The organism is Streptomyces sp. NPDC018693, from assembly GCF_044391385.1.
GTDB lineage: Bacteria > Actinomycetota > Actinomycetes > Streptomycetales > Streptomycetaceae > Streptomyces.
This window is the reverse complement of record NZ_JBIRZZ010000028.1, coordinates 1-24,586: the sequence shown is the minus strand read 5'-3', so window position 1 is coordinate 24,586 and position 24,586 is coordinate 1. Positions and strand designations below refer to the sequence as shown.

The following is a 24,586-nucleotide window of genomic DNA, read 5'->3' as shown; positions in this document are numbered from 1 at the left end:
GCAGGTCGTCCGCAGGACGAGCTCTGGCCGCCAGTCACCCGCAGGTGCGCGCGCCAGAGACCACCTCACCCACGACCTGAAGGTCACCCACGCCGCGGCCGCATCTAGCACCCAAGCCAAGAAACTATCCGTCTAGTTACGACATCTTCCGTCTACTCACAGCATTACAGGTGAGATACCCAGCCAGCCTGTCGGCCTGCAACGCGCTTGATGAACCACAGCAGTTCAGGTGCCATACCAGTCAAGATCACAATGTCATCTCTGAACTCTAAGCACAGCAGGTCAGAAGCGTTCTTGTGTCGTAACTACATAGAAGATCGACAGGCTGCTGTCAGGTGTGCGGCCCAGAAGCGTTCGGAAGAAGTCGGTGAGCACGGGTCGGGCGCGCTCGCGGTCGCGCAGTTCGTCGTGGCCGAACCGGAACACCTCGTATCCGCGGAACTTCAGGTCGCGGTCACCGGCCATGGTGGCGGCGTACTTTGCGCTGTCGGTTACGGCTCCTCCGTCGCGCGTGTAGTGCTGCATGCCGTCGACTTCCAGCACCACGCGGCGGTTCCCGGGCAGCAGCATGAGGAAGTCCATGCGGAGGTTCTGCATGGCACGCTCCCCGCGCTCGCGGATGGTCTTGGGGTCCCAGTGCACCCATATCTCTGGCAGGAGTGCGGGTACGTCGGGCAGTTGGCCCTTGTAGAGGTTGTGGTAGAGCCAGAACAGGTTCTTCTGGCCTGCGGATTCACGTGGCAGGGAAGCCTGCATGCGGTCGTAAAGGGTGCGGCTGGCCGTCTCCGTGTCCGCGATGCTGCGGGTTTCCTGCCACCAGGACAGCAGGTCGCTCCAGAGGAGCCCGTTCTTGCCTACCGGGTGGTTGTAGACCAGGATCTTGTCGGCTTGTTCGGCGATCTCGATGTCGTTGTCGAGGGCGCTGGTGAAGCGGATGTCGGGCTTTCCCTGGGTGGCGAAGATGAGGTTGCGCGGCCGGCGGGCGGTGCCGCGACCGAGCTTGTGCAGGTGGAACTGGGGGTATCCGTCCGTCTCCCCTTCTTGACGGAGCTGTGCGCCGACAGGCTGCAGATGGCGGTTGGCCAGTTCGACGAAGCGGCGCTGTGCCTGCTCGTCAGGAAGAACTTCTGAGGCGGCCAGGCCCTCGAGAAAGCGGCCGAATCGAGGATGTGGGGCTTCGAAGGCTCTGAGCTGCTCGAAGAGGTCCTCGGTCGACCAGTCGTCTGGAAACCTGATCACGTGGCGCTGGATGTCGGAGCGCAGGGTGCCGAGGTGGGGCCCCCACACGTTGAACTCGTCCTCGCCGAGATCCCACAGGCTGCCCAGCAGGGTCAGAAATCGGTCTGGATACTTGAGGTGATCGGAGAGGTCGAGTTCCTTGGCCAACTCTCGCCGCGTGCGGCCGGGTATTTCTACGTAATCGCCACCGAGCCACACAACGTCCTGCAGTTCCATCTGCTGGGGAGCTATAAGCGGCTCGCTGTGGCTTTATCGAGCAGTAGCGACGTCGCTTGTCGATGGGTTTGGGAGGCGCCCCGTTCCACGGATGGGTGATGTCGACGAGTTTGGGAGGCACCGGGGTTCTTGCCAGGGCAGCATCGACATGCTCCTGGTGAAAGGTGCTGGTCATGCCGCGGATGTCGAAGGTCGAGCTGTACGCGGCGATCCGGCGTGACCACCGTGGCGGCATGTCGATGCGGGAGCTTGAGCGCAAGTACGGCGTGACGTGGCGGACGGTGAGGAAAGCCTTGGACTCGTCCTGGCCGGAGCCGCGCAAGAAGCTGCCGCCGCGGGCGACCGGGCTGGACCGCTACAAGCCGGTGATCGACGAGATCTTGCGGGCGGACCTGGACGCGCCGCGCAAGCAGCGGCACACGGTCACCCGGATCTTCCATCGGCTGGTCGAGGAACACGGCGCCGATGTCTCCTACGGGATGGTCCGCTACTACGTCGCGGCCCGGAAGCCCGAGATCCTGGTCGAGTCGGGCAAGGCCCCGCTGGAGGCGTTCGTCCCGCAGACCCACCAGCCCGGTCACGAGGCGGAGGTCGACTTCGGTGACGTGACGATCCGCCTCGCCAGCGAGCTGGTGACCTGCTACCTGTTCTCCTTCCGCCTGTCGTATTCGGGCAAGGCCGTCCACCGCGTGTTCGCCTCCTGCGGCCAGGAGGCGTTCTTCGAAGGCCACGTCCACGCACTGCGGACGCTGGGCGGAGTCCCGCGGACCAAGGTCCGCTACGACAACCTCAAGGCCGCCGTCGCCCGCGTGCTCGGGCTGAGCCGGGCGAGGGTGGAGGCGGACCGGTGGATCGCCTTCAAATCGCACTATGTCCATGTTCCCGTGAGTTCCCGCCGTCTCCCGCCCCCAGGGATGGCTTCGGCAGCTGCCTGATCTGATGCTTCCCCTCGTCTGACCACGATCGGGTGATTACTGCTCGTTCCTCGGAAATCCCGAAGTCTCCTCGGCTGTCATGGCGGAGTCGCCCGATAGCTGAAGGGGAGGAACGGCATGGCTCTGGCTGTCGTGCGGGATCTGCGGCCGGAGCTTCGGCTGGAGACCGTCGAGGAGATCGCAGCCTTCGAGCAGGACCTGCTGGCCGAGTTTGTCCTCGCCCGCGCTTCGGCCGGCGTCCTCGACGACACCATCCGTGGCGACGTCGGGCCCGTGATGGCCCTGCGCGAGTGGTTCGGCCGACCGTTGTGGGAGATGGAACCCCAGGACCTCGACAGGTACTTCGGCCGATACCGCCGCGACTCGGCTGCGGGCACCAAGGTCCGCCAGGCCATCGCCTTCTCGGTGTTCTTCGAGTTCCTCGAACTGCGGCACAAGGCCGCCATCCACGCGGCCACCGGCTTCGTCGTCGAGTCCCCGCTGGACGAAGTCAACCGGCCACACGGCGGCACCTCGGCGAGGCTGCGGATCCCGCCGCCGGAAGGCGAGATCGCCGCCCTTTTCGGCGGCTGGCGGTGCGACATGGAGGAGGCCCGCAAGTATGCTCCGGCCGCCCGGAACTACACCGCCTCGCGGCTGACCAGCCTGATCGGGCCGCGGATCTCGGAGTTGTGCCTGTTGCGGATCGGGGATGTCCGCTGGGACCTGGGCCGGTTCGGCAAGGTCTTGCTGAAGGGCAAAGGCAGCCAGGGCCGCGGCAAGAAGGAACGGCTCGTCCCGCTGATCAACGGATCCCGCGACCTGCTGGAATGGTGGGTCACCGGGCCCCGCTGGGAGTTCGACGACAAAGTCAACGACCCGCGGGCCCCGCTGTTTCCCTCCGAGCGCCGGTACGGCGACGGCTCCAGCCGGCCGGTGACCGATGACGCCCTGCGGACCGGGCTTGCCGAGGCGGTCGCCCGGCATCTGCCGCACCAGGCAGGCCAGCTCACCCCGCACGTGTTGCGGCACTTCGCGGCCTCAGACCTCTACCGCAACGGCATGGACGTCGTTGCCATCCAGGAGATCCTCGGACATGAATGGCTCAACACGACCATGATCTACGTGCACGTCGAGAAGTCCCACGTCGAAGACGCCTGGATCCGCGCGGGCCAGCGGGCGGCAGCCCGATTCCGAGGGGCCCGCTGATGAAGTGGAACCTAAGGATGGTCGCCGCCCAGCGCGACATCTGGAAAGCGTCTGAACTGCAACGGATGCTCGCGGGCGCCGGCCTGGTCATCTCCGCGGGCAAGATGTCTCACCTGTGGTCCGGCCGTCCGCTGACGATCCGTCTCGACGACCTCGACATCATCTGCGAGGTGCTGGACTGCACACCCGCCGACCTGCTCGTCCCGGAGAAGCGGGGTGACCGTCAGGCCACCCCGGCGGCGGAGGCGGAGAAGCAGGTGGTCGGCGGCACCCCGATCAGTCACCAGCGGCGGCCCGGCCGCTCGGGGCCGCCGCTATGAACCGGCCTGTTCGACGCTCACGGCCCTGGGCCACCCGCAGCTGCCAGGACTGCCTGGGCTGGGGCTGGTTCGACCGCCCCGCTGCAAGGCATGCTGGGGCTTCGTCGCGAAGGCAACGAGCAAGCTGTGCGACATCTGCCACCGCGACGTCGCCGCGATCGACGGCGTCTGCCGGCTCTGCCGCCGCCAGGCTGGCCTGATCGCCGGCCCCGGCAACAAGACGCGCGTCGACCTGACGGTCGCCGCCCGCACCGGCCACCAGCTGTTCATCATCGGCACCCTGCGGCCCCGCGGAGGACCTCCGCCGCGGCCGGCCGCACTGGAGCCGACCAGGGTGAGTTTGCACTCCGTCCCGCCTCGCTGGACGGAGCTAACGTTGTTCGACATGCCCCGCACCCTGCACGGCGTCAGCAGCAAACTGCCGCTGCTGGACCCGGAATTGGCGGCATTCTTGATCAACCGAGCCGCACGGATCGCGGAACTGCGGGGCTGGCCGTCTCGCACTGTCGGCTCGGTGAGTCGCGGCATCCGCATCCTCTGCACGGTCCACCGGCCCGGCGAGCGGATCAGGGCCTCGACCATCGCCCAGCTCACCCACACCGCGGTGCCCGCCAATCAAGTGCTGGAGGTATTCGAGGACCTGGAGATCTTCCTTGACGACCGGGCTGACTCGCTCGACCGGTGGTGCCAGAAGCACTTTGCCTTCCTGACCCCGGACATCCGGGCAGAGCTGGACACGTGGATCGGGCTCTTGCGACACGGGACTTCCCGCCGCAGGCCACGGGCCCGGTCCACGGTCGTCACCCTGCTCAGCCTCGTCTTGCCGTTCCTCACCGAGTACGGCGGAAAGTACACAACCCTGAGGCAGATCACGCGTGATGACCTCGCCATGTGGCTGGCCAATCGGCCTCACCGGGCCTATGAGGCCAGTGCCTTGCGGTCGCTGTTCGGGACGCTCAAGGCCGAGCGGCTGATCTTCAGCAACCCGATGCGCGGCATCAAGGGCGGCAGGCCCACGACCACGATTCCCGCCTCGCTCACCACGGAAGAGGTGGAAACGGTCGCTCAGGCTGCCCTGCAGGATCCGGCCCTGCGGGTGGTCGTCGCCCTGTCTGGGATCCATGCGCTGGCGGCTCACCAGATCCGCAGCCTGCTTCTGGACCGGGTGGACCTGGCCGGGTGCCGTCTGGATCCCCAAACCCTCAACCGTCCCCTGGACGAGTACACCGCCGAGGCGATCACCGGCTACCTCGACTACCGGCACCGCCGCTGGCCGAACAGCACCAACCCGCACCTGCTGATCAGCCGGAACACCGCCACCACCACGACGGCAGTCGGCACGTTCTGGCTGGACAAGCTGGTCAGATCGCTGCCCGTGGGCCTCGACCGGCTGCGACAGGACCGCATCCTGGAGGAAGCCCTCGCCAACGGCGCCGACCCTCTCCACCTCGCGCACGTCTTCTCCCTCGGAGCCAAGACCAGCCTCCGCTACACGACCGCCGTCGCCACCTCAGGCGCCGAACACGCCCCGCCCACGAATTGAGCGGGGCCCTTGAACTCGGGTCGACAGCCGAAAGCGGGCCGCTTGGAGGTCAGGGAGCTCCAGGGAGAATGCCGCTATGGCACCTACCTCTCCCGCATCGCGACTGGTGGCTGCGGCCGCCCAGGCTCGGCTTCGTCCCCTCGGTATTCGGCAGCGTGGTCGGTCGCGTCTTTGGCTGGACGATCACGGTTGGTGGCTGGGTCTGATTGAGTTTCCTTCGCCCAGGTGGAGCCAGGGCAGCGGCCTTCACGTCGGTGCCATGTGGCTCTGGCAGGACATCGACCACTTTGCCTTTAACGTCAGCGAGCGGATACGCGGCAGCGAGGACTTTCGTAATGAGGCCCAGTTCGCATCGGTGGCAGCGGACCTCGCTCTTCGAGCGGAGAGACAGGTGGAGAAGTGCCGTCACCAGTTCCCGGACCTCCAGGCGGCGGCAAACTACTTGATGGCTCAGCCGGTCAGGCCGGGCTGGTTCTGGGAGCCTTGGAACGCAGGGGTGGCCGCAGGGCTCGTCGGCGACGCCTCAACGGCCCGGGACAGGTTCGCAGCGGTCCTTGCCGAGGACCCCATCGCCCCCTGGATGCACGATGCTCAGGAGACGACACGAGAATTGCTGGACCTGGTAGGCAACAGGGACGCCGTTCGAAGCTGGGCAATGAATCGCATCGCATCATGCCGGGAACGGCTGGACCTTGATGTGAGGGATGACCTCAATATGGCCCTCGGCTGCAAGCCCTGAGACTCGACGCCCCAGTGCGGTCCCGCTCCCTACTGGACCTTGCCGTCGTCGGCCTCGGAACCCAAGTGCTCACGCAGGCCAATTCCTTCCTCTTCACCCGTGGGTTTGTGCCGAGACGCCTTCAGAATCCACGAACCTGCGGAGGTTCGGCATCGAAAGCTTCCACTGCCGCCCAGGCATTGAGGGCGCCCACGAGAAGGGCGGCGTCGAGGGCCAGATCGGCTACTTCCGCCGCAACCACTTCGTCCCGGTTCCCGAGGTCTCCTCACTCGCCGAGCTCAACGAGATGGTCGAGCAGTGGGACCGGCAGGACGACGCCCGCCGGATCGGCTCCAGGTCCCGGACGATCACCGAGGACTTCGCGCTCGAACGACCGCTGCTGATGCCGTTGCCGGAGGAGCCGTTCGAGACCGGGCGGCTGTTCACCCCGCGAGTCGACCGCTACGGCCACATCCCGGTCCGCACGAACCGCTACTCGGTCCCCATCCGGCTGATCGGCAAGCGGGTGAGGGTCATCCTTCACGCCTCTCACCTGGTGGTTTACGACCAGAACGTGGAAGTCGCCCGCCACGAGCGGCTGATCGCCAAGGGCGCCGTCCGCCTTGACCTGGACCACTACCTGGAGGTCTTGGTCCGCAAGCCCGGCGCCTTCCCCGGCTCGACCGCTCTCGAACAGGCCCGCTCGGCCGGCAAGTTCACCCCGGTCCACGACGCCTGGTGGACCCAGGCCATAAAGATCCACGGCGAGCGGGACGGCACCCGCGCGCTCATCGAGGTGCTGCTGCTCGGACGCCACATGACGCACGAACATGTCGTCGCCGGCCTTGCCGCGGCCCTGCGGGCCGGGGCCATGACCGCGGATGCGGTCGCGCTGGGGGCCCGCAAGGCCGCCCAGGCCGAGACCGAGCCCGCACCGGATGCCCGGAACCTCGGCCAGCCACCGGCGACGGTGACATCCCTGCACGAGTGGAGACTCGCGCATCTTCCGCCGGACACCAGGCCGCTGCCCTCGGTGTCTCACTACGACCAGTTGCTCCGACGCCGCCGCACCAGCGGCAGCAGCCACCGTGAGGGAGAAGCGCAGTGACCATGCCCCGCCAGCGAGGCTTGACCGAGCAGGCCGCCGACGCCGCGATCGACTCCGCCTGCCGCCTGCTGCGGCTGCCGTCGATCCGCAACGAGTTCTCCGACATCGCCGACCGGGCGATCAAGGACCAGATGACCTACCGCGGCTTCCTCGCCGAACTGCTGATGGCCGAGTGCGACGACCGGGCCCGCCGCAGGTCGGAGAGGCGGATCAAGGCAGCCGGATTCCCGCGGGAGAAGTCCCTGCGGACCTTCGACTTCGACGCCAACCCGAACATCGACCCGGCCACCATCCACACCCTCGCCAGCTGCGAATGGATCAAGCAGAGCCAGCCCCTCTGCCTCATCGGCGACTCCGGCACCGGCAAGTCCCACATGCTCATCGCTCTGGGCACAGAAGCCGCGATGAAGGGCTACCGCGTCCGCTACACACTCGCCACCAAGCTGGTCAACGAGCTGGTCGAGGCCGCGGACGAGAAGCAGCTGAACAAGACGATCGCCCGCTACGGCCGCGTCGATCTCCTCTGCATCGACGAACTCGGCTACATGGAACTCGACCGCCACGGCGCCGAACTCCTCTTCCAGGTCCTGACCGAACGCGAGGAGAAGAACAGCGTCGCCATCGCATCCAACGAGTCGTTCGGCGGCTGGACGAAGACCTTTACCGACCCGAGGCTCTGCGCGGCGATCGTCGACCGGCTCACGTTCAACGGCACCATCATCGAGACCGGCACCGACTCCTACCGCCTCGCCAGCACCCGAGCCCGAGCCGAGGAGCCGGTCAAGGCCGGCTGAACCATCCGGGTCCGCCCCGCCTGCGGCGGGGCGGACTCACAGCCAGGACACCTGGGCCAGCCGTGAGATCCTCTCCGTCATGTTCGAGAGCGAGCGCAACCAGCGGGCGATAGCAGGCGTCGAGGCCCACGTTCGCGACTTCTTCACCGGCCATGCGATCACGGTCAGCGACTACGACCTGGGACCTGGACGAAGGGAAGCGGTTCCCAACCTGAGGATCCTCACCGTCAGCCCAGGACCGCGCGCCGACAGCTGGGCCTACATCACCGCCGGCTGCTGGTCCACGGTCAAGACGGACGGCCACGGCCACGAGTTCGTCCTCACCGCTCCTGTCCGCGACGAACGCTTCGCTGAGCTCCTGGCCATGACCGCCTACTACCACGCCGATCACCACCTCGATCTTGAGCACAGCCTGCCCATCGGGGAGCCGTGGCTGCCCGGATCTCACTGCGACCACCTGCTCATCAGCCTCCCCTACCTCCACGGCCCTGACCTGGAACACTGCCCGCTGCCGGACGGCCATGCCCGCATCCTCTGGGCCCTGCCGGTCACCGCAGCCGAGATGGCATACCGCCGTGAGCACGGTCACGAAGCCCTTGAACAGCTCTTCGACGAGCACGCGATCGTCCCCACCGATCCAAGGCGTCCATCCGTCGCCTGAACCTCGCGGGCACAGTTCGGGCAAAAGCGGCAGTCGAGGAGCCCTCCAGCGCCATCAAAACTCGTCGACAAGTTGAGGCCCATTGATCACCGATTGCCGCCCAAAGTCATCGACAAACGCTGTCCGCCTTCATGCACGAAGCCATTCAGCAGCCCCACACGTTCTCACGCCGGCAGGACGACCTCAACGAGGTCCTGGTCCATGTCGGGCTGCGGGTCAACGACCAGGGGCAGGTGGCCAGGGGGCCGTCGGCCGCCACGCTGAGCGAGGCCGCACGGCACGCCAGTTCCCTGCGAGCCGAGCTACGCCGCCGCTCCCCGCATCCGGAGGTGCTGCGCTACTGCACCCTGGAAATCCTGGCCAAGAACCCCTTCCACGCCAGCATGGAGGCGGTCAAGTCCGTGGCCGACCGGCTGCGGCAGCTCACCGGCCAGGGCCTGGACGGGGCCCGGCTGGTCGACGCAGTGCTCATGCCCGGCCACGGAACGGCCCGGGTGGCCATCAACGCGAACGCCACGGGGCCCGAGCTGGATGAGCAGAAAGGGCTGGCGAACCTGGTCAAGGGCCTGTTCAGCATGTACCGCAACCCGGCCGCACACGAGCCGCGCCTTCACCGCACGGTCACCGACGAGGAACTGCTGGAACTGCTCACCACACTCTCGATGGTGCACCGACGGCTCGACAGCGCGCACGTCACCCCCTGATGCCCCAGTCAGTGCAACTCGTGCCTGAGTTGCACTGACTGGGGGGTTGCCGAGCCGGAAATCCGGCTGCGGCGTGCGGCGACGCCGGCCGCGGCAGCGGAGGCAGTGCTGTCTCAGGCCCGGACATCCTCCTGTGGCGGTGATGCCTGAAAGAAGGCGCGTAGGGGTTCGTCGATGGCGCGTGAGCAGCTGGTGCAGTGGGCTGCGGCGTCGAGACGAGGTGCGAGGTCTTGAGTGTCGTAGGGGGTGAGGATGAGCCAGCGCAGGACGACCTGCCGGACGAGCAATCTGAGTTCACGCAGTTCGGCCTCCTTCTGGTCGGCGAGGAGGTCTCCGTGTACGTACTTCGATCGCGCGCTGTACGCCTTCTGCACTCTGCTCTCGACGCCCGCGCGCACAGGGCTGGGGAACAGGGCCGCCGTCCGGGTCCGGATCCTCTCGCTGATGCCCTCGTGCTTGTCGTCGGGGCTGACCATCAGGGCTTCCAGCGCGATGACGTAGTCCAGAAGCCGCTCGTCGGCTTCTTCCTCCCACACACCGTCATCTCTGTAGGTGCGCTGGTAGGCCTGCAGCAGGTGACGGGCAGCTCGCTCCAAGCGGCGGGCTCGCTTCCTGGGAAGACTCCGTCCGCTGGTGATGCCGTCCATGACGGCATCGATCTTCGCTGTCACCGCGGAGCAGAAGGCCTGCAGCCGCGGGAGAGCGGCTGAAGCAGCGTAGAAGCTGCCTGTCTCGCGGACTTCGACTTCTTCCGGGACGCCGTGACGGTCCTCGTAGATCTGGATGGTGGTGGGCACCTGGTTTCGGTTCAGGTCGAAGTAGCGGCCGCGCTCGACGCCGAACACCGCGTCGACGTGCAGCAGCTCCTCACTCCACAGGATCAACGGCAGCAACGCCCTCCAGTGCAGGGATTCCGGACGTGGACCGGCGAAGTCGAACCAGCCCGTGTCCCTGCGGTCCGGCGCGCGCTCGGGGTTCGGGGCGTGGACGAACGGTGCACCGGCCAGGAGATCGAGATCGAGCCCGCCCGGCTGGAGGCCCTGGAGGGCCGGCATGGGGCCCAGCTGCCTCAGTTCGTCGGCGGTGAAGGCCTGCAGGGTGTAGCGGCCCAGCGGGATTCGTGTCCCCACAGGGAGGTCACCGGTGAGGAGCAGCCAGTCCTCCGCTGCCGGAGCGGGGGCCGTGCAGAAGGCGACGAAACTGTCCGCGACGTCTTTCACCGGCACCGTCGCGCCCTGGGCCACCAGACGGATCGCATCACCCAGTCTCGATCTCCCAGGAGCGTGGACCACCGGGGCAGCCAGTCACCGTCGACCTTGCCGTACAGGTCGCGGTGCTCGGATTTCGGCGCGGCACTCACCACCGCGTTGATCACAGCTTCGAACTCCGGCTGCGCCGACAGTGCTACGTCGGTGATGGCCTGGGGTATGGAGGGAAGATCGCGTGCCTGCTCGAGCCAGGTAAGAACGGCCTGACGCAGTTGGGATGTTGCTTCCATGCGGCACGAACGTAGCGCACTTCGCCGCCCGCGAGACCCCCATTACCCGGGGCACAGCTCCGGGCGGTGAAGCGCGAGCGAATCGAACGGCGGGACGGGTGGTCCTGGGGACAGCTCATGGGCCGGACCGGGCCGTCCCCCTGGGAAGCGTGGGCTCCGGGCCGAGTCGGTCGTGGGAGAGACTGGGCCCGTCGGCGGTGCACCCTGTGTCCGGCCGATGCTGCCGCCGCCGGGCACCGCCAGCCGCCGGCCGGACCGGCTCATCGGCGCACGAACGGCCCGAGCCGCGCGTCCGCATCCGGTGTATCGCCGTCCCAGCGGGAGGGGATGCTGTCCTTCTCGGGCCACACGGGAGGGGCCGATGGGGTACACCGCTGTGCATGCGCGCTGGGGCCGGCTGGATGCCTCGCTGGACGATCTTGGGTGTGGCCGGTCCTGGGCGGACGTCCACCGCGTGAAAGGTCTGGAGCTGGCGTGTCCGGAGTGCCGGGGAAGGGTGTTCGCGCGCATCTCCCCCCACCGCGCCAGGCACTTCTACCACCAGGTGCGGCCCCACGACTGCGCGCTGGCGAACGAGTCGCCTGAGCACCATCTGCTGAAGCTGGAGCTGGCCACCGCCGCCCGGGCGGCAGGCTTCAGAGCTGAGCTGGAGGTCAGCAACGAAGCCCGGACCTGGCGTGCCGACGTGCTGGTCTTCGATGAGCAGGACCGGCCGTTCATGGCGCTGGAGGCTCAGTTGTCGCCCATGACTGCGCAGGACGCGCGGATGCGGACGGACCGCTACGCGGCGGACGGAGTGGCGGTGTGCTGGGTGGCGGTGGAGAAGCGGCCGTGGGAGCGCGGCGTGCCCTCCCTGCGGGTAGCGCCCCCCCAGGGACCGCGGGGACGCATGGACGGTGCGCTATGGCATGGCGCGCTACAGCTGGGCGGCGCCACGCACGGTGAAGACGAAGGCGGCGTGGACGCACATCAGCTGTTGTCTGGACGAGGCGGTCCGGTGGATCCTTCAGGGACGGGTCCATGCCCATACCGGTCCGGACGGCACGGTGTGGTGGACCGCCCACTCCCACGTCCAACTGGCCACCGCCCGCGCCCGGCTGGAGGCCGATGCCGAAGCCGTCCAACAGGCGGCTGCGGCCGAGCAACGCCGACGGGCCGCACAGCAGCAGGCCGCTGCTACCGAGCGAGCCCGACTGGCCGCCGAGCAGCGCAGACTGGCCGCCGAGGACCGTCGGCTGGCCGCCGAGGAAGCGGCGCACGAGGAGCAGCAGGCGGAGCAGGAGCGGCTGAGGGACTTTTTCGACCACGCGGGCATCAAGGCTGCGCTGTGGCCCGCGTTCATGCAGTTGGTCTGCTCCGCCTCCGGCAAGGCCGTCGCATGCGGCGACCAGAGCCCCGCCCATGGCAACGGGCTGCTCCTCTACAGCCGGCCGCGCCCGGGGGCCGCGTTCCAGCTGGCCGGTGTGGTGTGCCCGGACCCCTCGGCGCTCGCCCGGTGGCCTGCCGACCTGACCATCCTGGTCCCCGGCCGGGCCTGGCTGTTGCGTATCGAGGAAGCCGCCCAAAGCCCGCTGAAGGTCGCCGTCTTGGATCCGGCCACCAAGCACTGCGCCTACGAACGGGTCGGCCCCCGGACCGCAACGCTGACGTGAAACGCATCAGGTTCCGGCGGGTGAGCGCCTATCGACGGCAGCGAGGGGTGCCGGGGGGCGGGGCACGGTGCGGGTGAGGGCGCTACTCGGTCGAGTGAACGTGCCATGGCACGGGAACTTGCAAGGCGCACGGCCGCGTCATGCCGGGCATGAAGCCGACCAGCGAAGCGCACGTGGCGCAGCCGGGCCTGGCCGTCGTCCACGTCGCAGCGTGTTCTCGATGTGAGGTCTCAGGAGATGCTTGACCGTTTGTGCTCTGGACATGGTTGACACGTTCGGCTGAACGTCCGCCATCTCCCGTCCCCCGGTGAGGCAGCGGTGCTTCCGTAAGTAGTCGTGGATGTACAGCAGTTGGCCGAGTACCGCTACCGGGCTGTCCGCGAGGTGCTCGGCGGGTCTCCGATCGGTGAGGTCGCGGCCCGGTACGGCACCTCGCGTCAGACGTTGCACAGCTGGCGGCGGCGGTTCGAGCAGGAGGGCATGCCCGGTCTGTTGGACCGTTCCCGGCGCCCGCGGAACAGCCCCACCCGCCTGTCCGCCGAGGTGGAAGCCGAGATCTGCGAACTGCGCCGCCGGCATCCCCGGTGGGGTGCCCGACGGATCTCCCACGAGCTGGCCGGCCGCGGGCTCGGGTCCCCGCCGTCGCGGGCCACGGTCCACCGGGTGCTGTCCCGCAACGGCCTCGTCCGCGCCCAGGAACAGCAACATCCCCGCAAGTACCGCCGGTGGCAGCGCGAAGCGCCCATGCACCTGTGGCAGATGGACCTGGTCGGCGGGGTTCCGCTGGCCGACGGCCGGGAGTGCAAGATGGTCACCGGCATCGACGACCACTCCCGGTTCGTCGTGATCGCCTCCGTCGTGGCCGTGCCCAGTGCCCGCGCGGTGTGCTCGGCCTTCACCGCCGCGATGCGCCGCTACGGGGTGCCCTTCGAGGTCCTGACGGACAATGGCAAGCAGTTCACCGGCCGTCATACCCGTCCCCAGCCGGTGGAGGTGCTCTTCGAGCGGATCTGCCGGGAGAACGGCATCACGCAGCGGCTGACCAAGCCTCGCTCGCCCACCACGACTGGCAAGATCGAGCGTTTCCATCGCACCCTGCGGGAGGAGTTCCTCGATCACGTGGTGCCGTTCGAGTCGCTGGCCGCGGCCCAGGAAGCGATCGACGGCTGGGTGCATGCCTACAACCACCAGCGCCCACATCAGGCCCTGCACATGGCCACCCCCATCAGTCTCTTCCGGCCCCACGCCGTCGTCGGCCGCGAGGGCGAGCATCCTGAACAGGTAGTGGCCGAGCCGGAGTTGTCCATCGAGGTTGTCGAGCCACCGGTCCTGCCGCCGCAGGGGACCGCGATCGAGTTCGCAGTGCGGGTGCCTCCCAGCGGTGAGATCACCCTGGTGACGGGCAGGCAGCGAGTCGGCATCCACCAGGCACTGGCTGGCAGGACGCTGACGGTCTGGGCGAACCACCGCAGCGTCCACTTCCTTCTCGACGGACACCTCATCACCACGGTCCCGTCCCGGCTGCGGCCGGAGGACATCGCTTACCTGACCATGCGCTACGGCGCCCGCCCGGCTGGCCCTGAACCCGCAGCCGCCGCCCTGCCCAGGGCCCGCAGCGGAAAGGCCGTCCTCGCGGCCGGCGAATCGGTCGAGGTCGACCGCAAGGTCATGCGCGACGGGATCGTCTGTCTGGCCGGAGGCCGCTACCAGGTCGGATTCGCCCTCGCCGGCCGCACGATCACCCTCCGCCTCGACGGGCACCTCATGCACGCCATCGCCGACAACGCACTGATGGGAACCTGGCCCTGCCCCGTTCCGGCCGACCGTCTGGGGCAGATCCCCGGGGCACGAACTGCGACGTGCCCGCTGCCTCCACCGCCTCTGCCGGCCGGGGCCATCCGGGCCCAACGCAAGGTACACGCGAGCGGCCGCTTCATGATCAACGGCCAGTTCATCAAGCTCGGCCCGCGGCATGCCGGAAAGATCGTCACTGTCGTCATCGAGGACACCCACTACCGGATCCTGCACGGTGAGGACGAACTCGCGGTCAGGCCCCGCAAGAACCTCGGACCGATCACCAGGCTCTACGTCAAGGGCGTGGGCACCCAGAAGGACCGTCAAGGATCTCCTGACGACAAACCGTCAAGGAAGTCCTGAGACCTCACACCGACACCGGCTCCGCCGCACCCAGAGGGGTAGCCAGCCGCCGTCCGGCCCTCGCCCCCAGGACGCGGCGTCTCACTGGACCTGAAATCTCCCGAAGTGGAACGGTCGAAGCAGCCTGGTTGTCACAAACACAGCATTCGACTTATCGCATGCGCTCATTCAGCACTCTTTCTGTCACCAGAAACGAAGATCGGGAGCCGGGGGCTCTCCGCGGCGCTTCCATGGGCTCATGGTCGCTACGCGCGCTGGGGCGGGAAGGGTAGTCGAAGCCGTCGACACCGGGTCCGTGTGGTCGCATCAGTGCAGGTGGGAGGAGCTTTTCGTGTCGACGGACGTCGACGCGGGCAGGTCCGGTCTGGATCTGCGTGACGGCTGGACGAGACGGTGGGCGGTCTCGTGGCGAGCGGACGGGGACGATGCGTCCTGTGCGGTACAGGATCTCGTACAGGAGCCGGTGCTCACGAGCGACCCGATGCGGCACTTCACCTGGCGCCGAGACCAACGGCACCGTCCCGGCCTGCAGTTCCTGACCAGCACCGGCCGTCACCACGGCGCGGAGAGCTTGCAGGAGAGCCGGGTACTGCTGGCCCCGGACTTCGCCGGCGACGTGGTGGACGTCGTCTCGCAGCCGTTGAAGATCTCCTTCGGGACCAGCGGGAAACGCCGCTCCCACACCCCCGACTATCTCGCGGTGACGCGCCACGACGTCTGGCTGATCGACGTACGCCCCGAACCTTTGATCAGAGAGAAGGACTGGGAGTCGTTCGCCGCGGCCGCCGAGGTTGCTGTCGCCTGCGGCTGGCACTACGCGGTGGCTGCGCGCTGGCGCGAGCACACCTTCGCGGGACTGGACGCGATGGCGTCGCGGCGTCGGCTGAGGTCCGATCCGCTGGGTCTGCGGCCGGTGCTGCTCGCCGCAGCCGCGGGCGGGCGGAGGTTCGGCGAGCTCGCGGCGGCGACGGGCTGCGAGCCAGTTGCCAGGGCCCACTTGCTGCACCTGCTGTGGTCCCGGCAGCTGGGAGTCGACCTGACCGGCCCGCTTCAGGAGCGCTGGGTCGTGATGCCCGCCGGGGAGACGGGCAGGTGACCGCAGCGGCGGTGCTGGACCTTTGCCCCGGCGCCGGGCTGGTGCTGGACGGGACGGAGTGGACGGTCGAACGGCGCGAACCGCGCCTGGGCCGGGTGCAGTTGGTGAGGGACGACGGCATCCGGGAGAGGGTGACCTTCAGGTTCCTGGCCAACCATCCGCAGTGCCGACCGTCGTCGCGGACGTCGTCGGCGGGGGCCGACCGGGGCCGCCAGCGCAAGGCGTCCGAGGACCTGAAACCGGGCCGGCTGGAGCTCTCCGAGCTGCGGATGGCACACCTGCTGGAAGTAGCGACCGGCTTCTGCTCCGGTGGCCCGTTCCACCCGGGGCCGGGCGAGCCGAAGCCCGAGTACGACCCGGCGACGACGCTCACCAAGCGTCGGTATGCGAAGGTGGCGGAGCTGGCGGCCCTGGATCCGCAGCACGCGAAGCTACTGGGGCTGGGCTCGGTCGGCTACCGCACGCTGATCCGGTGGGAGAACGCCCGCCGCCGGTTCGGGCTGGTCGGCTGCGCGGACGACCGATGGCTGCGCCGCAGCGGCGGAACCCGGACGGTTTCCGAGGATGTGCGGGAGGCCGTCCTGGCGGTTCGCGAGGAGACGAAGCGGATGGCGAAGGTGTCGATGCGGACCAAGGACCGCATGATCCGCCAGTACGTCCGCGAGGAGTTCGGGCCGGAGACCAAGGTGCCCAGCTACGACACCCTGCGCCGCCTCTGGCAGGAGTGGTTCGACCCCGACGGCGCCCGGCAGCGCTACGCGCGGTCGGCCCAACTGCCGGAGACGGACGGGCACATCCTGGTGCACCGGCCGAGCCCGGTCGTCGCGCTGGATACCACGGTGCTGCCGGTCATGGTCCGCGAGCACGTCTTCGGCGACCCGGTGAAGATGCAACTCACCCTGGCCCTGGACGTCTGCACGCACTCGCTGGTCGCCTTCCGGCTGACGCTGGTCTCCGACACATCGGTCGACGTCGCGATGCTGCTGCGGGATGTGACGATGCCGCTGCCGATGCCGGCGGACTGGGGCGAGGACCTGGAATGGCCCTATCCCGGTCTGCCCGCATCGGTAGTGAGCCTTTTTCAACTTCGAGGCCGGGTTGGAGATCGGCTCGTGTAGCCTCCGGCGCATGTCTTCCGCGCTGGACCACGCGATGATCGACAAGATTGCGGCCGAGATCGACGATGAGCTGATCGGGATGCGCCGCGACATCCACCGGCATCCCGATCTTGCCGGTGAGGAGCGGCGCACATCAGCACTGGTCGCCGAGCGGCTTCGCGCCGCGGGTCTGGCCGTCGCAACCGGCGTGGGCGGCCATGGTGTGGTGGCGGTGCTCGACGGTGCGGGTGAGGGCCCGACCGTCGCCTACCGGGCCGACATGGACGCGGTCGACGACGACGAACTGTTCGACTGTGCCTTCGCCTCGCAGGTCCCGGGGGCGGCCCACCTGTGCGGCCACGACCTGCACACGGCGATCGGGGTGGGCATCGCCATGGTTCTCGCACGGCTGCGGAAGCGGCTGAACGGCCGGGTCGTCTTCGTCTTCCAGCCGGCCGAGGAGACGTGCGAGGGCGCCCGGGCGATGATCGAGGACGGGATCCTGGAGCGAACCGCGCCGCAGGAGATTTACGCGTTGCACTGCGGCCCTCTTCCGGTCGGCACGTTCGCGGTCGGGCCGGGTCAGCCGGGGCAAGACCGTTTCCGGATCGAGCTGGCGGGGCCGGGCGCCGCCGACGACACCAAGCGGCTCGTCGCCATGATCGACGGATTGTCGACTGTCGGGCGCCCGCAGACGCCCGGACAGCTCCAGCAGCTCATGGACGACATGCAGACCCCGGACGGCCCGCTGGCGCGCTTTGTCCACGCCCTGTCCCATTCGAGCTCGGGCGATGATGGCGCGCGCGTGCACGCCTATCTGCGGGCCTGGCCCGATGACCGGTACACCGAGATCCGCGACGAGGTGCAGCACCGGGTGGATGCGATCCCCGGTGCGCGGGCGCAGTTCACCGAGCAGCCGTTTCCCGCCATGGTGTCCTCGCCGGACCTCAGCGCGGCGGCAGCCACGTACCTGCGAGGCGCCCTGGGCGAGGACGCGGTCACGGTGCTGCATGCCGCGTATCCGTTCAACGGCGACGACTTCGCATACTTCCTGCACCAGGTGCCCGGAGCGATGTTCTACCTCGGCGTCGCCAACCCGGAAGCGGGCATCAACGGGCTCCCCCACTCCCCGGACTTCGCTGCCGACGAGCACGCGATCGGGATCGGGGTCCGGGCGATGGCAGGGTTCCTGTCACACCGTCTCGATGCCCTCGCCTGAGCTGCACCCGGTCGGCCGGGCAGCACACCTCGCCAACGTGAGATGCAAAAATGCTCGCCGCCCGCGCAATGTCCTCGCGCGTGCCCATCGCATTCCCCTCCCTGGCCTGCACGTATGACAGGGCTCCCCTGCGTCCGGCGGATGGGCCCTGACGCGTCACACGCCCGGCTCGGCCCCGTCGGACACCGATGCCACCGGCAGCAGGTCACGAGTCCGAATGGACAGTACCGACGGCCGTCGGCCGCCGTGAGTCTGCGCCCACTGGTCGGCGTACCGCTGTGCCTGCGCGACGAGCCGCACCGCCTGTCGGACAGCATCGGACGCCGTCACGCCGGGCCCCTGCAACAGGGCCAGGCCGTCATCAAAGTTCGCCGTACGACGCACGGACACGCGCTGCGTTGGCGGTGGCTTGACAGCTCACTGAGGCGGTCCGGCCAGAGGGGGATGTGGAGGCGCCTGCGACCGCTAAACCTGCTTTGACCTGCTGGTTCTCCGCACCCCACAGGCTTTAGCCCTTATCCAAGCCGGGTGGGATAAGGCTACTGACTTTCAAAGCGTGATGTCGTCATGGTGAGGCGAGCGACAGTCCAGTCCCGGTGAGACAGCCGTCGAGGACGTCGTGACAGTACCGGAGCTGACGTAGGCCCCGCCGGACGGCGGTGATCAGGTCGTGTGGGTCGGCGAAGGCGCGGTTGGCCGTGGTGGTGCGCCGTAGTACCGACCAGATGCCCTCGACCGGGTTCAGGTCCGGTGTGTAGGCCGGGAGTTGGTAGACGGTGAGCCAGTCGCGTTCGGCGATGTAGCTGTCTCTTGACAATGAAGCCAGCCGTTCGGCCAACGAATCCAGCCGAGTGACGAATCGCATCCAATCCTCAGGAACGGGAGGAGCACTTCAAAGCCCGGCGGATTGCTCTTTCGGGCGCCAGTCCGCCTCAGACCAGTCGTATGTCGACGATCAAGTTTTTCCCAGGTTGGGCGGTTTGAGCGTCATGTAATTCCCCATCCCGAATTCTCCTAATTGGCCATGGGTAGCGCGGAGGTCGGGATCGAGGGACCTGGTCGTCGCGGAGCTGCTCATGTTCCTCGTTCCGTGGTTCGGATGGCCGATGGGCAGCCCGGATGGCGAGGAGAACGTTCGTCGTGGTCGACATCACCGAGATCTACGTCCACTGGTACGCGGGTCGCTCGAAGAGCGAGCTGGCCGCGTCGCTGGGGGTGGACCGCAAGACGGTCAGGAAGTACCTGGCCCCGGCGGAAGCGGCCGGGATCAGCCCGGGCGGGCCGCCGATGAGCGAGGCTGACTGGTCAAAGCTGATCAAGGAGTGGTTCCCCGGACTCATCGACAGACGGCTGAGGCAGGTGACCTGGCCGGACATCGACCAGCACCGCGACTACATCAAGAGCCTGCTCGGGACGGTGACCGTCTCGACGATCCACCAACGGCTGCGCGACGAGCACAAGCTGCAGGTGTCGATCTCCTCGTTCCGTCGCTGGGTGCACGCGACGCTGCCGGACGAGGTGGCAAAGTCGCAGGTCACCGTGTTGCGTGACGAGATCGAGCCCGGTTCGGAGGCTGAGATCGATTACGGCATCCTGGGGCAGTGGATCGATCCGCGGTCCGGGAAACGCCATCGGGTTTGGGCGTTCGTGATGGTGCTGCCGTGCTCGCGGCACATGTTTGTCCGGCCGGTGCTGCACCTGGACCAGCATGCGTGGACGGAAGCGCACGTCGCGGCCTTCCGCTACTTCGGCGGCGTCCCGCGCCGGCTCGTCCCGGACAACCTCAAGACCGGTGTCGACAAGCCCGACCTCTACGACCCGAAGATCAACAAGGCGTATGCGGAACTGGCCACTCACTACGGAGCGTTGGTCGATCCGGCCCGGGCGGCGAAGCCGAAGGACAAGCCGCGGGTCGAGCGGCCGATGCCCTATGTCCGCGACTCGTTCTGGCGAGGACGGGAGTTCGCCTCGATCGAGCACATGCAGGCCGAGGCCGTGACCTGGAGTCAACAGATCGCCGGGCGGCGGAAGTGCCGGCCGCTGGGCGGGGCCGCCCCGATGGCCGTGTTCGACGCGTTGGAGGCGGCCGAACTGCTGCCTCTGCCGCCGACTCCGTTCGTGCTGGCCCGCTGGTCGACGGCCACGGTCGGCCCGGACATCCACATCAAGGTCGGCCGCACCCTCCACTCGGTGCCGTGGAAGCTGGTCGGCCGCAAGGTCGACGTCCGCTCCACCGCCACGATGGTCCAGGTCTTCCACGACGGTTCCCTCGTCAAGACCCACACTGCTCTTGAACAGGGAAAACGCACGGACAAGAGCGATTATCCGCCGGAGAAGATCGCCTTCCAGATGCGGACGCCGGTCTGGTGCCGCAGCCAGGCGTCCGAGGTCGGTGACGCCTGCCGCGAGGTCGTCGACCAACTGCTGGAGGTCAACGTCCTCTATCGGCTCCGCGCTGCCCAGGGGGTCCTCGGGCTGCGGAAGAAGTACGGCGACACACGGCTGGAGGCTGCCTGCGCGAGGGCCATCGCGGTCGGCGACCCGTCCGCACCATCAAGGGCATCCTCATCGCCGGCACCGAGACCGACCCCGAGCCCGAGACCAGCGGAGACGCGGGGGCCGCGGCATTCCTCCACGGTCCCGCCCGGCTCTTCGCCACCGTCGCGACCTCCGACACGACGGACGACGACCACGACGACCAACTCCACGACGAAACCGAGGTGGAAGCCCGATGACTGTGATGGACGCCGCCCTGCGGGAGTCGCTCAAGGCCCTGCGACTGTCCGGCATGCTGGAAACCCTGGACGCCCGCCTCGCCCAGGCCCATGGCGGCGAGCTCGGCCACCTCGACTTCCTCCAGGTCCTCTGCCAGGACGAGATCACCCGTCGCGAGACCGCCGCGTTCCAACGGCGCTTGCAGCGAGCGAAGTTCGAACAGCAGGTCACCCTGGAGGAGTTCGACTTCACCGCCTCCTCGAAACTGCCCGCCGCCCAGATCCGCGACCTGGGAGCCCTGCGCTGGCTCCACGCCTGCGAATCGGTCATCCTCTTCGGCCCCGTCGGCGTCGGGAAGACCCACATCGCCCAAGCCCTCGGCCACCTCGCCGTCCGCCAGGGCGCCCACGTCCGCTTCGCCAAGACCAGCCGCGTCCTCGCCGACCTCGCCGGCGGCCACGCGGACCGCACCCGGGAGAAACGCGTCCGCGAACTCGTTCGCCCCGACGTCCTCATCCTCGACGACTTCGCCATGCGTCAGCTGTCCGCGGCCCAGGCCGACGACGTCTACGAGCTCGTCTCCGAGCGGCAGGGACGCTCGCTGATCATCACCAGCGACAGGGCGCCCAGCGACTGGTATCCCCTCTTCCCCAACCCCGTCGTCGCCGAGTCCCTCTTGGACCGGCTCATCAACACCAGCCACCAGGTGATCATGAACGGGCCCAGCTACCGCCCGACCAAGCGGCCCAGGAACCCCACCGACAAGACCAAATAGGAAAACCGGTGGACGTCGTCGGAATACGTGGCAGTAGAGGCAGTCGCTGGCGGTCCTTCATCCGGACGCGGCGTTTCGGCAATCAGTTTGGATGGCTGAGCCTAAAGCGCTCCGCAGTGAACGCGCGCTTGCTGGCCGCGGCCCCATCGGGGCCGTTCGGGCGCCGGTGGAGTGGGGACCTGCGTCGGTGCGGCGTATCGCGGTTGCCCACGAAATCCGGTGGAGTCTCAGCGGCCGGAAGTGGTTGGGTCCTGCTCAATGCTTCGCTGACACGGCCCGGCACAGTGCGAGGCGCAAGGTCCGAATCGCAGGCGTGGTCTAGCCCGCGTGTCGTCGAATGATGGAGGTTATCGCGGTGGCTGGTTATAGGACGCTTTCCGACGTATACGAGTGGCTGATCGGGGACGACAGGCTGACCCCCGCCAACGCAGCCGCGGTTTACTACAGTGATGTCGTGGGCTCTCTGCCGCCCAACGCGCGCGTCCTCGACTGCGCGTGTGGAACCGGCCAGCTCGCCGTCGGTCTCGCGAGTCTTGGCCTTGACGTGGTCGCCTCAGACGCTAGCGACGGGATGGTTCGCCGGACCGAGAAGGCCGCCGACGAGCAGGGTGTCTCGCTTCGAGCCCTCCGCGCGAGCTGGGACGAGCTGCCCGACCACCTGGAGGACTCCACGTTCGATCTGGTGTTCTGCGTCGGCAACTCGCTCGGGCACGCCGAGGGCGCAGCCGGGCGCCTGACCGCACTGGACGCGATGTCGCGGCTGCTGAATCCGGGCGGACGCCTTGTGCTCCACTCACGCAACTGGGAGCTCGTGCGCTCCGCCGGCTCACGGGTAGACGTCCGCGATCGACTCATCCGCCGCAACGACCGCGATGCGGTCGTCAGCTACTACTGGCAGATCGAGCAGCACTGGGAGCAGGAACACTTCCTCGAGATCGTGGTCGCCCAGATCGAGCCGGATGGGGCAGTGCGAGCCTGCTCGGAGCGGTTGTCCATCTGGCCCTACCGGTACGAGGACCTCGTGGCGCAGTTGCGGAGCGTCGGGCTCACGGTGCAGTCCACCACCTTCGACCCCGAGAGCGATGGATACCTGGTGGTTGCCAGCCGAGACCAGGCGCGAGGCACGTCTGAGCCTGCGCGCTGATCCGCTTCGTCGTTGTCGCTGCCGACCTGCCGACCTGCCGACAGACGAAGCAGAAACCGCCTCCTTGATCGGCAACGGCGCAGACAAGATCGTCGGTGGCTCGAAGAAGTACGTGCTGGGGCGCTTGAATGCCCTGCGCGAGTTCTACCGGGGTGCATCCCAACGGCAGCCTCTCGTCGTGCTCTGGTGGGACTGACACGGACCGCCTCATCGTCGGCTCGCGTCAGCAGCTGGGGAATTACGTGAACTTCCGCATGAGGAATTACGTGAGCGTCCACATCGTACTCCAACGAACTCGTCGGGAACCTGCCCACAGGGGGCGTAGACGCTGATGAACAAGGTCGTGGTCGAGTCGTTCCACCGCACGTCGACCTGGTCGCCGCCTTCCGGGTTTTCGAATCGGAAGCCCAGTTGGCGGAAGGTTGCGCCTGCACGGTCACCTTCGTGGGTGAGTTTCCAGCCCTTCTGCACCAGCTGCTGGCGCACGCGCCGCTGCGCGTCTCGGGCGGTGGCTTCGGGGATGTCGGGCACGCTCCAATCGAGACCGAAGCTGCGGACGTCGCTTCGTGCCTCGTCAATGTGCGCGATGCTCCTCAGCCCGCGGTAGTAACAGGCGCCGGTATCGACCCTGCCCGAGTCCGCGGTGTACTTTTCGGGCAGCGCGAAGCCGTCGTACACCTCGTCGGACCGGGCCTTGAGCCGTTGCGCGACCGCGTCGGGGTCGACCGAAGGATACGGCGCGCCGTTCCACAGGACGTTCCCCGCCACCACGGCAGCCACTACCAGCGCCATCATCACGAGCGCTGTGACGGCATACAGGACGGACCGCCCGAAGGCCCGGGCTCCACGTACACGGCTTTTGGACACGCATGTGACGGTAGGCGCCAGCATTGCGCGACGCATGAGTAGCCGTACCCAGGAGAGTTCTGGAGCACTCACGAAGTTCCTGCGCCGAAGCGACGAACGCTGAGGGTCAGGGCGCATATTGAGTCGTGATCAACGAAAGGCTCGGGTGAGATCCTTGAGCCAGATCATCGAGGCGCGCAGGTGTCATAGCGCGTGGCAATGCCTCGCCATGCCTTGAGCTTGTGGATTAGGCGCTCGACGGTGTTCCGTTCCTTGTAGAGGTCCGCGTCGTGACTGATGGGCCGGCCATCCCTGGAGCCCTTCTTCTTCCGGTTGGCGGCCTGGTCCTTCTTCTCCGGGATGACCGCCTTGATTCGGCGTTTGCGCAGGTGGGCGCGGTTGCCGCGGGACGAGTAGGACCTGCTGTAGGTTCCAGGTCTCCACGTCCTCCGGGAAGCGTATGAGCTGCTGCGGATCGGCTGTCTGGTCAGTTGTCCCCGGCCAGTCGTCTGAGTTATGTGTCCCCGGAGGCACGGGCGCAGCCGTTCCTGAGCTGGCTCGACATGCCCCGGGCTTCGGAGATCGCCGTCAGCCGCCGAATGTCTGCCATGGAATGTCGAGCGGGCGGAGAGGATGCAGTGCGCTGCGATGCGTGGCGCCGATCCAGACCTGGAGCTTGTTCTCGTCCCAGTCCGGTGTGACGTCGGCGACCAGGCCGGGGGCGACCAGGAAGTCCCTCGGTGCGACGGGTGACAGGAACGGCCGTAGGGGCACGCGCCGGAGACAGCTCTCAAGCGCTGACAGGGAGTCTCTTGGAACGTCGTGGGAAAGGGCCAGGTAAGGGGCGGTCAGGGCGGCTTCGTGCAGGGTCACGTCCGCTGGAGTGGTGTATCGACGGCCACTCGGTGATCTCGTCTTTGAGGCTATGCAGTGAGTTCGGTCGGGATGGTGGGTTCGTCGG

Annotated in this window: 23 protein-coding genes and 4 pseudogenes; 20 read left to right on the top strand and 7 right to left on the bottom strand. The window is 67.7% G+C overall.

All coding sequences use genetic code 11. The features are described from left to right. Nucleotides 1-282 precede the first annotated feature (282 nt). On the bottom strand, nt 283-1,455 hold the full coding sequence (locus tag ACH5AC_RS37180) for a hypothetical protein (protein ID WP_398866779.1): 1,173 nt from the start codon (nt 1,453-1,455) through the stop codon (nt 283-285). Between the two features lie 173 nt (nt 1,456-1,628). Here ACH5AC_RS37180 and istA (ACH5AC_RS37175) point away from each other — a divergent pair, with 173 nt between their 5' ends. The 9 genes from istA (ACH5AC_RS37175) to ACH5AC_RS37135 all read left to right on the top strand — a co-directional run bounded on the left by istA (ACH5AC_RS37175) (nt 1,629) and on the right by ACH5AC_RS37135 (nt 9,426). Then, the gene (gene istA / locus ACH5AC_RS37175; RefSeq protein WP_398866778.1) at nt 1,629-2,390 is read left to right on the top strand and encodes an IS21 family transposase; all 762 of its coding nucleotides are present in this window, start codon (nt 1,629-1,631) and stop codon (nt 2,388-2,390) included. Nucleotides 2,391-2,507: 117 nt separating this feature from the next. Continuing rightward, nucleotides 2,508-3,578: a tyrosine-type recombinase/integrase gene (locus tag ACH5AC_RS37170; RefSeq protein ID WP_398866777.1), complete on the top strand. Its 1,071-nt coding sequence runs from the start codon at nt 2,508-2,510 to the stop codon at nt 3,576-3,578. Beyond that, entirely contained in the window at nt 3,578-3,898 is a 321-nt protein-coding gene (locus ACH5AC_RS37165) for a helix-turn-helix domain-containing protein (protein WP_398866776.1), read from the top strand. The genes ACH5AC_RS37170 and ACH5AC_RS37165 overlap by 1 nt, the downstream gene beginning before the upstream one ends. Before the next feature lie 385 nt (nt 3,899-4,283). Continuing rightward, the gene (locus tag ACH5AC_RS37160; protein WP_398866775.1) at nt 4,284-5,441 is read left to right on the top strand and encodes a hypothetical protein; all 1,158 of its coding nucleotides are present in this window, start codon (nt 4,284-4,286) and stop codon (nt 5,439-5,441) included. Between the two features lie 259 nt (nt 5,442-5,700). Further along, nucleotides 5,701-6,180: a hypothetical protein gene (locus tag ACH5AC_RS37155; protein ID WP_398866774.1), complete on the top strand. Its 480-nt coding sequence runs from the start codon at nt 5,701-5,703 to the stop codon at nt 6,178-6,180. Nucleotides 6,181-6,466: 286 nt separating this feature from the next. Next, nucleotides 6,467-7,267 carry a Mu transposase domain-containing protein gene (locus ACH5AC_RS37150; RefSeq protein WP_398866773.1) on the top strand — a complete coding sequence of 267 codons (801 nt, stop codon included), beginning with the start codon at nt 6,467-6,469 and terminating at the stop codon, nt 7,265-7,267. Next, nucleotides 7,264-8,061 carry an IS21-like element helper ATPase IstB gene (gene istB / locus ACH5AC_RS37145; protein ID WP_398866772.1) on the top strand — a complete coding sequence of 266 codons (798 nt, stop codon included), beginning with the start codon at nt 7,264-7,266 and terminating at the stop codon, nt 8,059-8,061. The genes ACH5AC_RS37150 and istB (ACH5AC_RS37145) overlap by 4 nt, the downstream gene beginning before the upstream one ends. A 79-nt stretch (nt 8,062-8,140) precedes the next feature. Continuing rightward, on the top strand, nt 8,141-8,722 hold the full coding sequence (locus tag ACH5AC_RS37140) for a suppressor of fused domain protein (RefSeq protein WP_398866771.1): 582 nt from the start codon (nt 8,141-8,143) through the stop codon (nt 8,720-8,722). 131 nt (nt 8,723-8,853) lie between these two features. Beyond that, complete coding sequence (locus ACH5AC_RS37135) at nt 8,854-9,426, top strand: TIGR02391 family protein (RefSeq protein ID WP_398866770.1); 573 nt, start codon at nt 8,854-8,856, stop codon at nt 9,424-9,426. Nucleotides 9,427-9,539: 113 nt separating this feature from the next. Here ACH5AC_RS37135 and ACH5AC_RS37130 read toward each other — a convergent pair whose 3' ends face one another. After that, nucleotides 9,540-10,670 (bottom strand): hypothetical protein, encoded by a 1,131-nt coding sequence (locus ACH5AC_RS37130; protein ID WP_398866769.1) that lies wholly within the window; start codon nt 10,668-10,670, stop codon nt 9,540-9,542. Further along, on the bottom strand, nt 10,643-10,924 hold the full coding sequence (locus ACH5AC_RS37125) for a hypothetical protein (RefSeq protein WP_398866768.1): 282 nt from the start codon (nt 10,922-10,924) through the stop codon (nt 10,643-10,645). Before ACH5AC_RS37125 ends, ACH5AC_RS37130 begins: the two co-directional genes overlap by 28 nt. A 217-nt stretch (nt 10,925-11,141) precedes the next feature. Between ACH5AC_RS37125 and ACH5AC_RS37120 the strand changes: the two are divergent. From ACH5AC_RS37120 to ACH5AC_RS37090, 7 genes and pseudogenes are all read left to right on the top strand, one after another. After that, nucleotides 11,142-11,678, top strand: a pseudogene (locus tag ACH5AC_RS37120) (hypothetical protein); the annotation flags it as partial. Between the two features lie 154 nt (nt 11,679-11,832). Continuing rightward, nucleotides 11,833-12,576, top strand: a complete 744-nt coding sequence (locus ACH5AC_RS37115; RefSeq protein ID WP_398866767.1) for a hypothetical protein — start codon at nt 11,833-11,835, stop codon at nt 12,574-12,576. A 140-nt stretch (nt 12,577-12,716) separates the two neighbouring features. Continuing rightward, nucleotides 12,717-12,821: a DUF6207 family protein gene (locus ACH5AC_RS37110; RefSeq protein WP_398866766.1), complete on the top strand. Its 105-nt coding sequence runs from the start codon at nt 12,717-12,719 to the stop codon at nt 12,819-12,821. 91 nt (nt 12,822-12,912) lie between these two features. Continuing rightward, nucleotides 12,913-14,733 (top strand): IS481 family transposase, encoded by a 1,821-nt coding sequence (locus ACH5AC_RS37105; protein ID WP_398866765.1) that lies wholly within the window; start codon nt 12,913-12,915, stop codon nt 14,731-14,733. A gap of 331 nt (nt 14,734-15,064) precedes the next feature. Beyond that, nucleotides 15,065-15,829 carry a TnsA-like heteromeric transposase endonuclease subunit gene (locus tag ACH5AC_RS37100; RefSeq protein WP_398866764.1) on the top strand — a complete coding sequence of 255 codons (765 nt, stop codon included), beginning with the start codon at nt 15,065-15,067 and terminating at the stop codon, nt 15,827-15,829. Next, nucleotides 15,826-16,947: a hypothetical protein gene (locus ACH5AC_RS37095; RefSeq protein ID WP_398866763.1), complete on the top strand. Its 1,122-nt coding sequence runs from the start codon at nt 15,826-15,828 to the stop codon at nt 16,945-16,947. Before ACH5AC_RS37100 ends, ACH5AC_RS37095 begins: the two co-directional genes overlap by 4 nt. Next, nucleotides 16,928-18,145, top strand: coding sequence for a M20 family metallopeptidase (locus ACH5AC_RS37090; protein ID WP_398866762.1), 1,218 nt, complete (start codon nt 16,928-16,930; stop codon nt 18,143-18,145). The genes ACH5AC_RS37095 and ACH5AC_RS37090 overlap by 20 nt, the downstream gene beginning before the upstream one ends. A gap of 565 nt (nt 18,146-18,710) precedes the next feature. Here ACH5AC_RS37090 and ACH5AC_RS37085 read toward each other — a convergent pair. Further along, nucleotides 18,711-18,947 (bottom strand): annotated as a pseudogene (locus ACH5AC_RS37085) (transposase); the annotation flags it as partial. Nucleotides 18,948-19,285: 338 nt separating this feature from the next. On the opposite strand from ACH5AC_RS37085, the pseudogene istA (ACH5AC_RS37080) reads away from it, so the two are divergent. The 4 genes and pseudogenes from istA (ACH5AC_RS37080) to ACH5AC_RS37065 all read left to right on the top strand — a co-directional run bounded on the left by istA (ACH5AC_RS37080) (nt 19,286) and on the right by ACH5AC_RS37065 (nt 22,975). Then, a pseudogene (gene istA, locus ACH5AC_RS37080) lies at nt 19,286-20,880 on the top strand (IS21 family transposase). Then, nucleotides 20,877-21,635, top strand: a complete 759-nt coding sequence (gene istB, locus ACH5AC_RS37075; RefSeq protein WP_398866761.1) for an IS21-like element helper ATPase IstB — start codon at nt 20,877-20,879, stop codon at nt 21,633-21,635. The pseudogene istA (ACH5AC_RS37080) and the gene istB (ACH5AC_RS37075) overlap by 4 nt, the downstream one beginning before the upstream one ends. Nucleotides 21,636-21,975: 340 nt before the next feature. Further along, nucleotides 21,976-22,779, top strand: a complete 804-nt coding sequence (locus ACH5AC_RS37070) for a class I SAM-dependent methyltransferase (RefSeq protein ID WP_398866795.1) — start codon at nt 21,976-21,978, stop codon at nt 22,777-22,779. 64 nt (nt 22,780-22,843) lie between these two features. Continuing rightward, the gene (locus ACH5AC_RS37065) at nt 22,844-22,975 is read left to right on the top strand and encodes a hypothetical protein (RefSeq protein WP_398866760.1); all 132 of its coding nucleotides are present in this window, start codon (nt 22,844-22,846) and stop codon (nt 22,973-22,975) included. Between the two features lie 11 nt (nt 22,976-22,986). Here ACH5AC_RS37065 and ACH5AC_RS37060 read toward each other — a convergent pair whose 3' ends face one another. From ACH5AC_RS37060 to ACH5AC_RS37050, 3 genes and pseudogenes are all read right to left on the bottom strand, one after another. Beyond that, nucleotides 22,987-23,646 carry a hypothetical protein gene (locus ACH5AC_RS37060; RefSeq protein WP_398866759.1) on the bottom strand — a complete coding sequence of 220 codons (660 nt, stop codon included), beginning with the start codon at nt 23,644-23,646 and terminating at the stop codon, nt 22,987-22,989. Between the two features lie 129 nt (nt 23,647-23,775). Then, nucleotides 23,776-24,083: pseudogene (locus tag ACH5AC_RS37055) on the bottom strand (transposase); the annotation flags it as partial. A gap of 130 nt (nt 24,084-24,213) precedes the next feature. Next, nucleotides 24,214-24,399, bottom strand: coding sequence for a hypothetical protein (locus ACH5AC_RS37050; RefSeq protein WP_398866796.1), 186 nt, complete (start codon nt 24,397-24,399; stop codon nt 24,214-24,216). Nucleotides 24,400-24,586: the final 187 nt, after the last annotated feature.

Excerpts from the sequence above, each read along its gene's own strand:
- ACH5AC_RS37180 (WP_398866779.1), bottom strand. The coding sequence starts at position 1,455 with ATGGAACTGCAGGACGTTGTGTGGCTCGGTGGCGATTACGTAGAAATA.
- istA (WP_398866778.1), top strand. The coding sequence starts at position 1,629 with ATGCCGCGGATGTCGAAGGTCGAGCTGTACGCGGCGATCCGGCGTGAC.
- ACH5AC_RS37170 (WP_398866777.1), top strand. The coding sequence starts at position 2,508 with ATGGCTCTGGCTGTCGTGCGGGATCTGCGGCCGGAGCTTCGGCTGGAG.
- ACH5AC_RS37165 (WP_398866776.1), top strand. The coding sequence starts at position 3,578 with ATGAAGTGGAACCTAAGGATGGTCGCCGCCCAGCGCGACATCTGGAAA.
- ACH5AC_RS37160 (WP_398866775.1), top strand. The coding sequence starts at position 4,284 with ATGCCCCGCACCCTGCACGGCGTCAGCAGCAAACTGCCGCTGCTGGAC.
- ACH5AC_RS37155 (WP_398866774.1), top strand. The coding sequence starts at position 5,701 with ATGTGGCTCTGGCAGGACATCGACCACTTTGCCTTTAACGTCAGCGAG.
- ACH5AC_RS37150 (WP_398866773.1), top strand. The coding sequence starts at position 6,467 with ATGGTCGAGCAGTGGGACCGGCAGGACGACGCCCGCCGGATCGGCTCC.
- ACH5AC_RS37140 (WP_398866771.1), top strand. The coding sequence starts at position 8,141 with ATGTTCGAGAGCGAGCGCAACCAGCGGGCGATAGCAGGCGTCGAGGCC.
- ACH5AC_RS37135 (WP_398866770.1), top strand. The coding sequence starts at position 8,854 with ATGCACGAAGCCATTCAGCAGCCCCACACGTTCTCACGCCGGCAGGAC.
- ACH5AC_RS37125 (WP_398866768.1), bottom strand. The coding sequence starts at position 10,924 with ATGGAAGCAACATCCCAACTGCGTCAGGCCGTTCTTACCTGGCTCGAG.
- ACH5AC_RS37115 (WP_398866767.1), top strand. The coding sequence starts at position 11,833 with ATGGCGCGCTACAGCTGGGCGGCGCCACGCACGGTGAAGACGAAGGCG.
- ACH5AC_RS37110 (WP_398866766.1), top strand. The coding sequence starts at position 12,717 with ATGCCGGGCATGAAGCCGACCAGCGAAGCGCACGTGGCGCAGCCGGGC.
- istB (WP_398866761.1), top strand. The coding sequence starts at position 20,877 with ATGACTGTGATGGACGCCGCCCTGCGGGAGTCGCTCAAGGCCCTGCGA.
- ACH5AC_RS37070 (WP_398866795.1), top strand. The coding sequence starts at position 21,976 with ATGGAGGTTATCGCGGTGGCTGGTTATAGGACGCTTTCCGACGTATAC.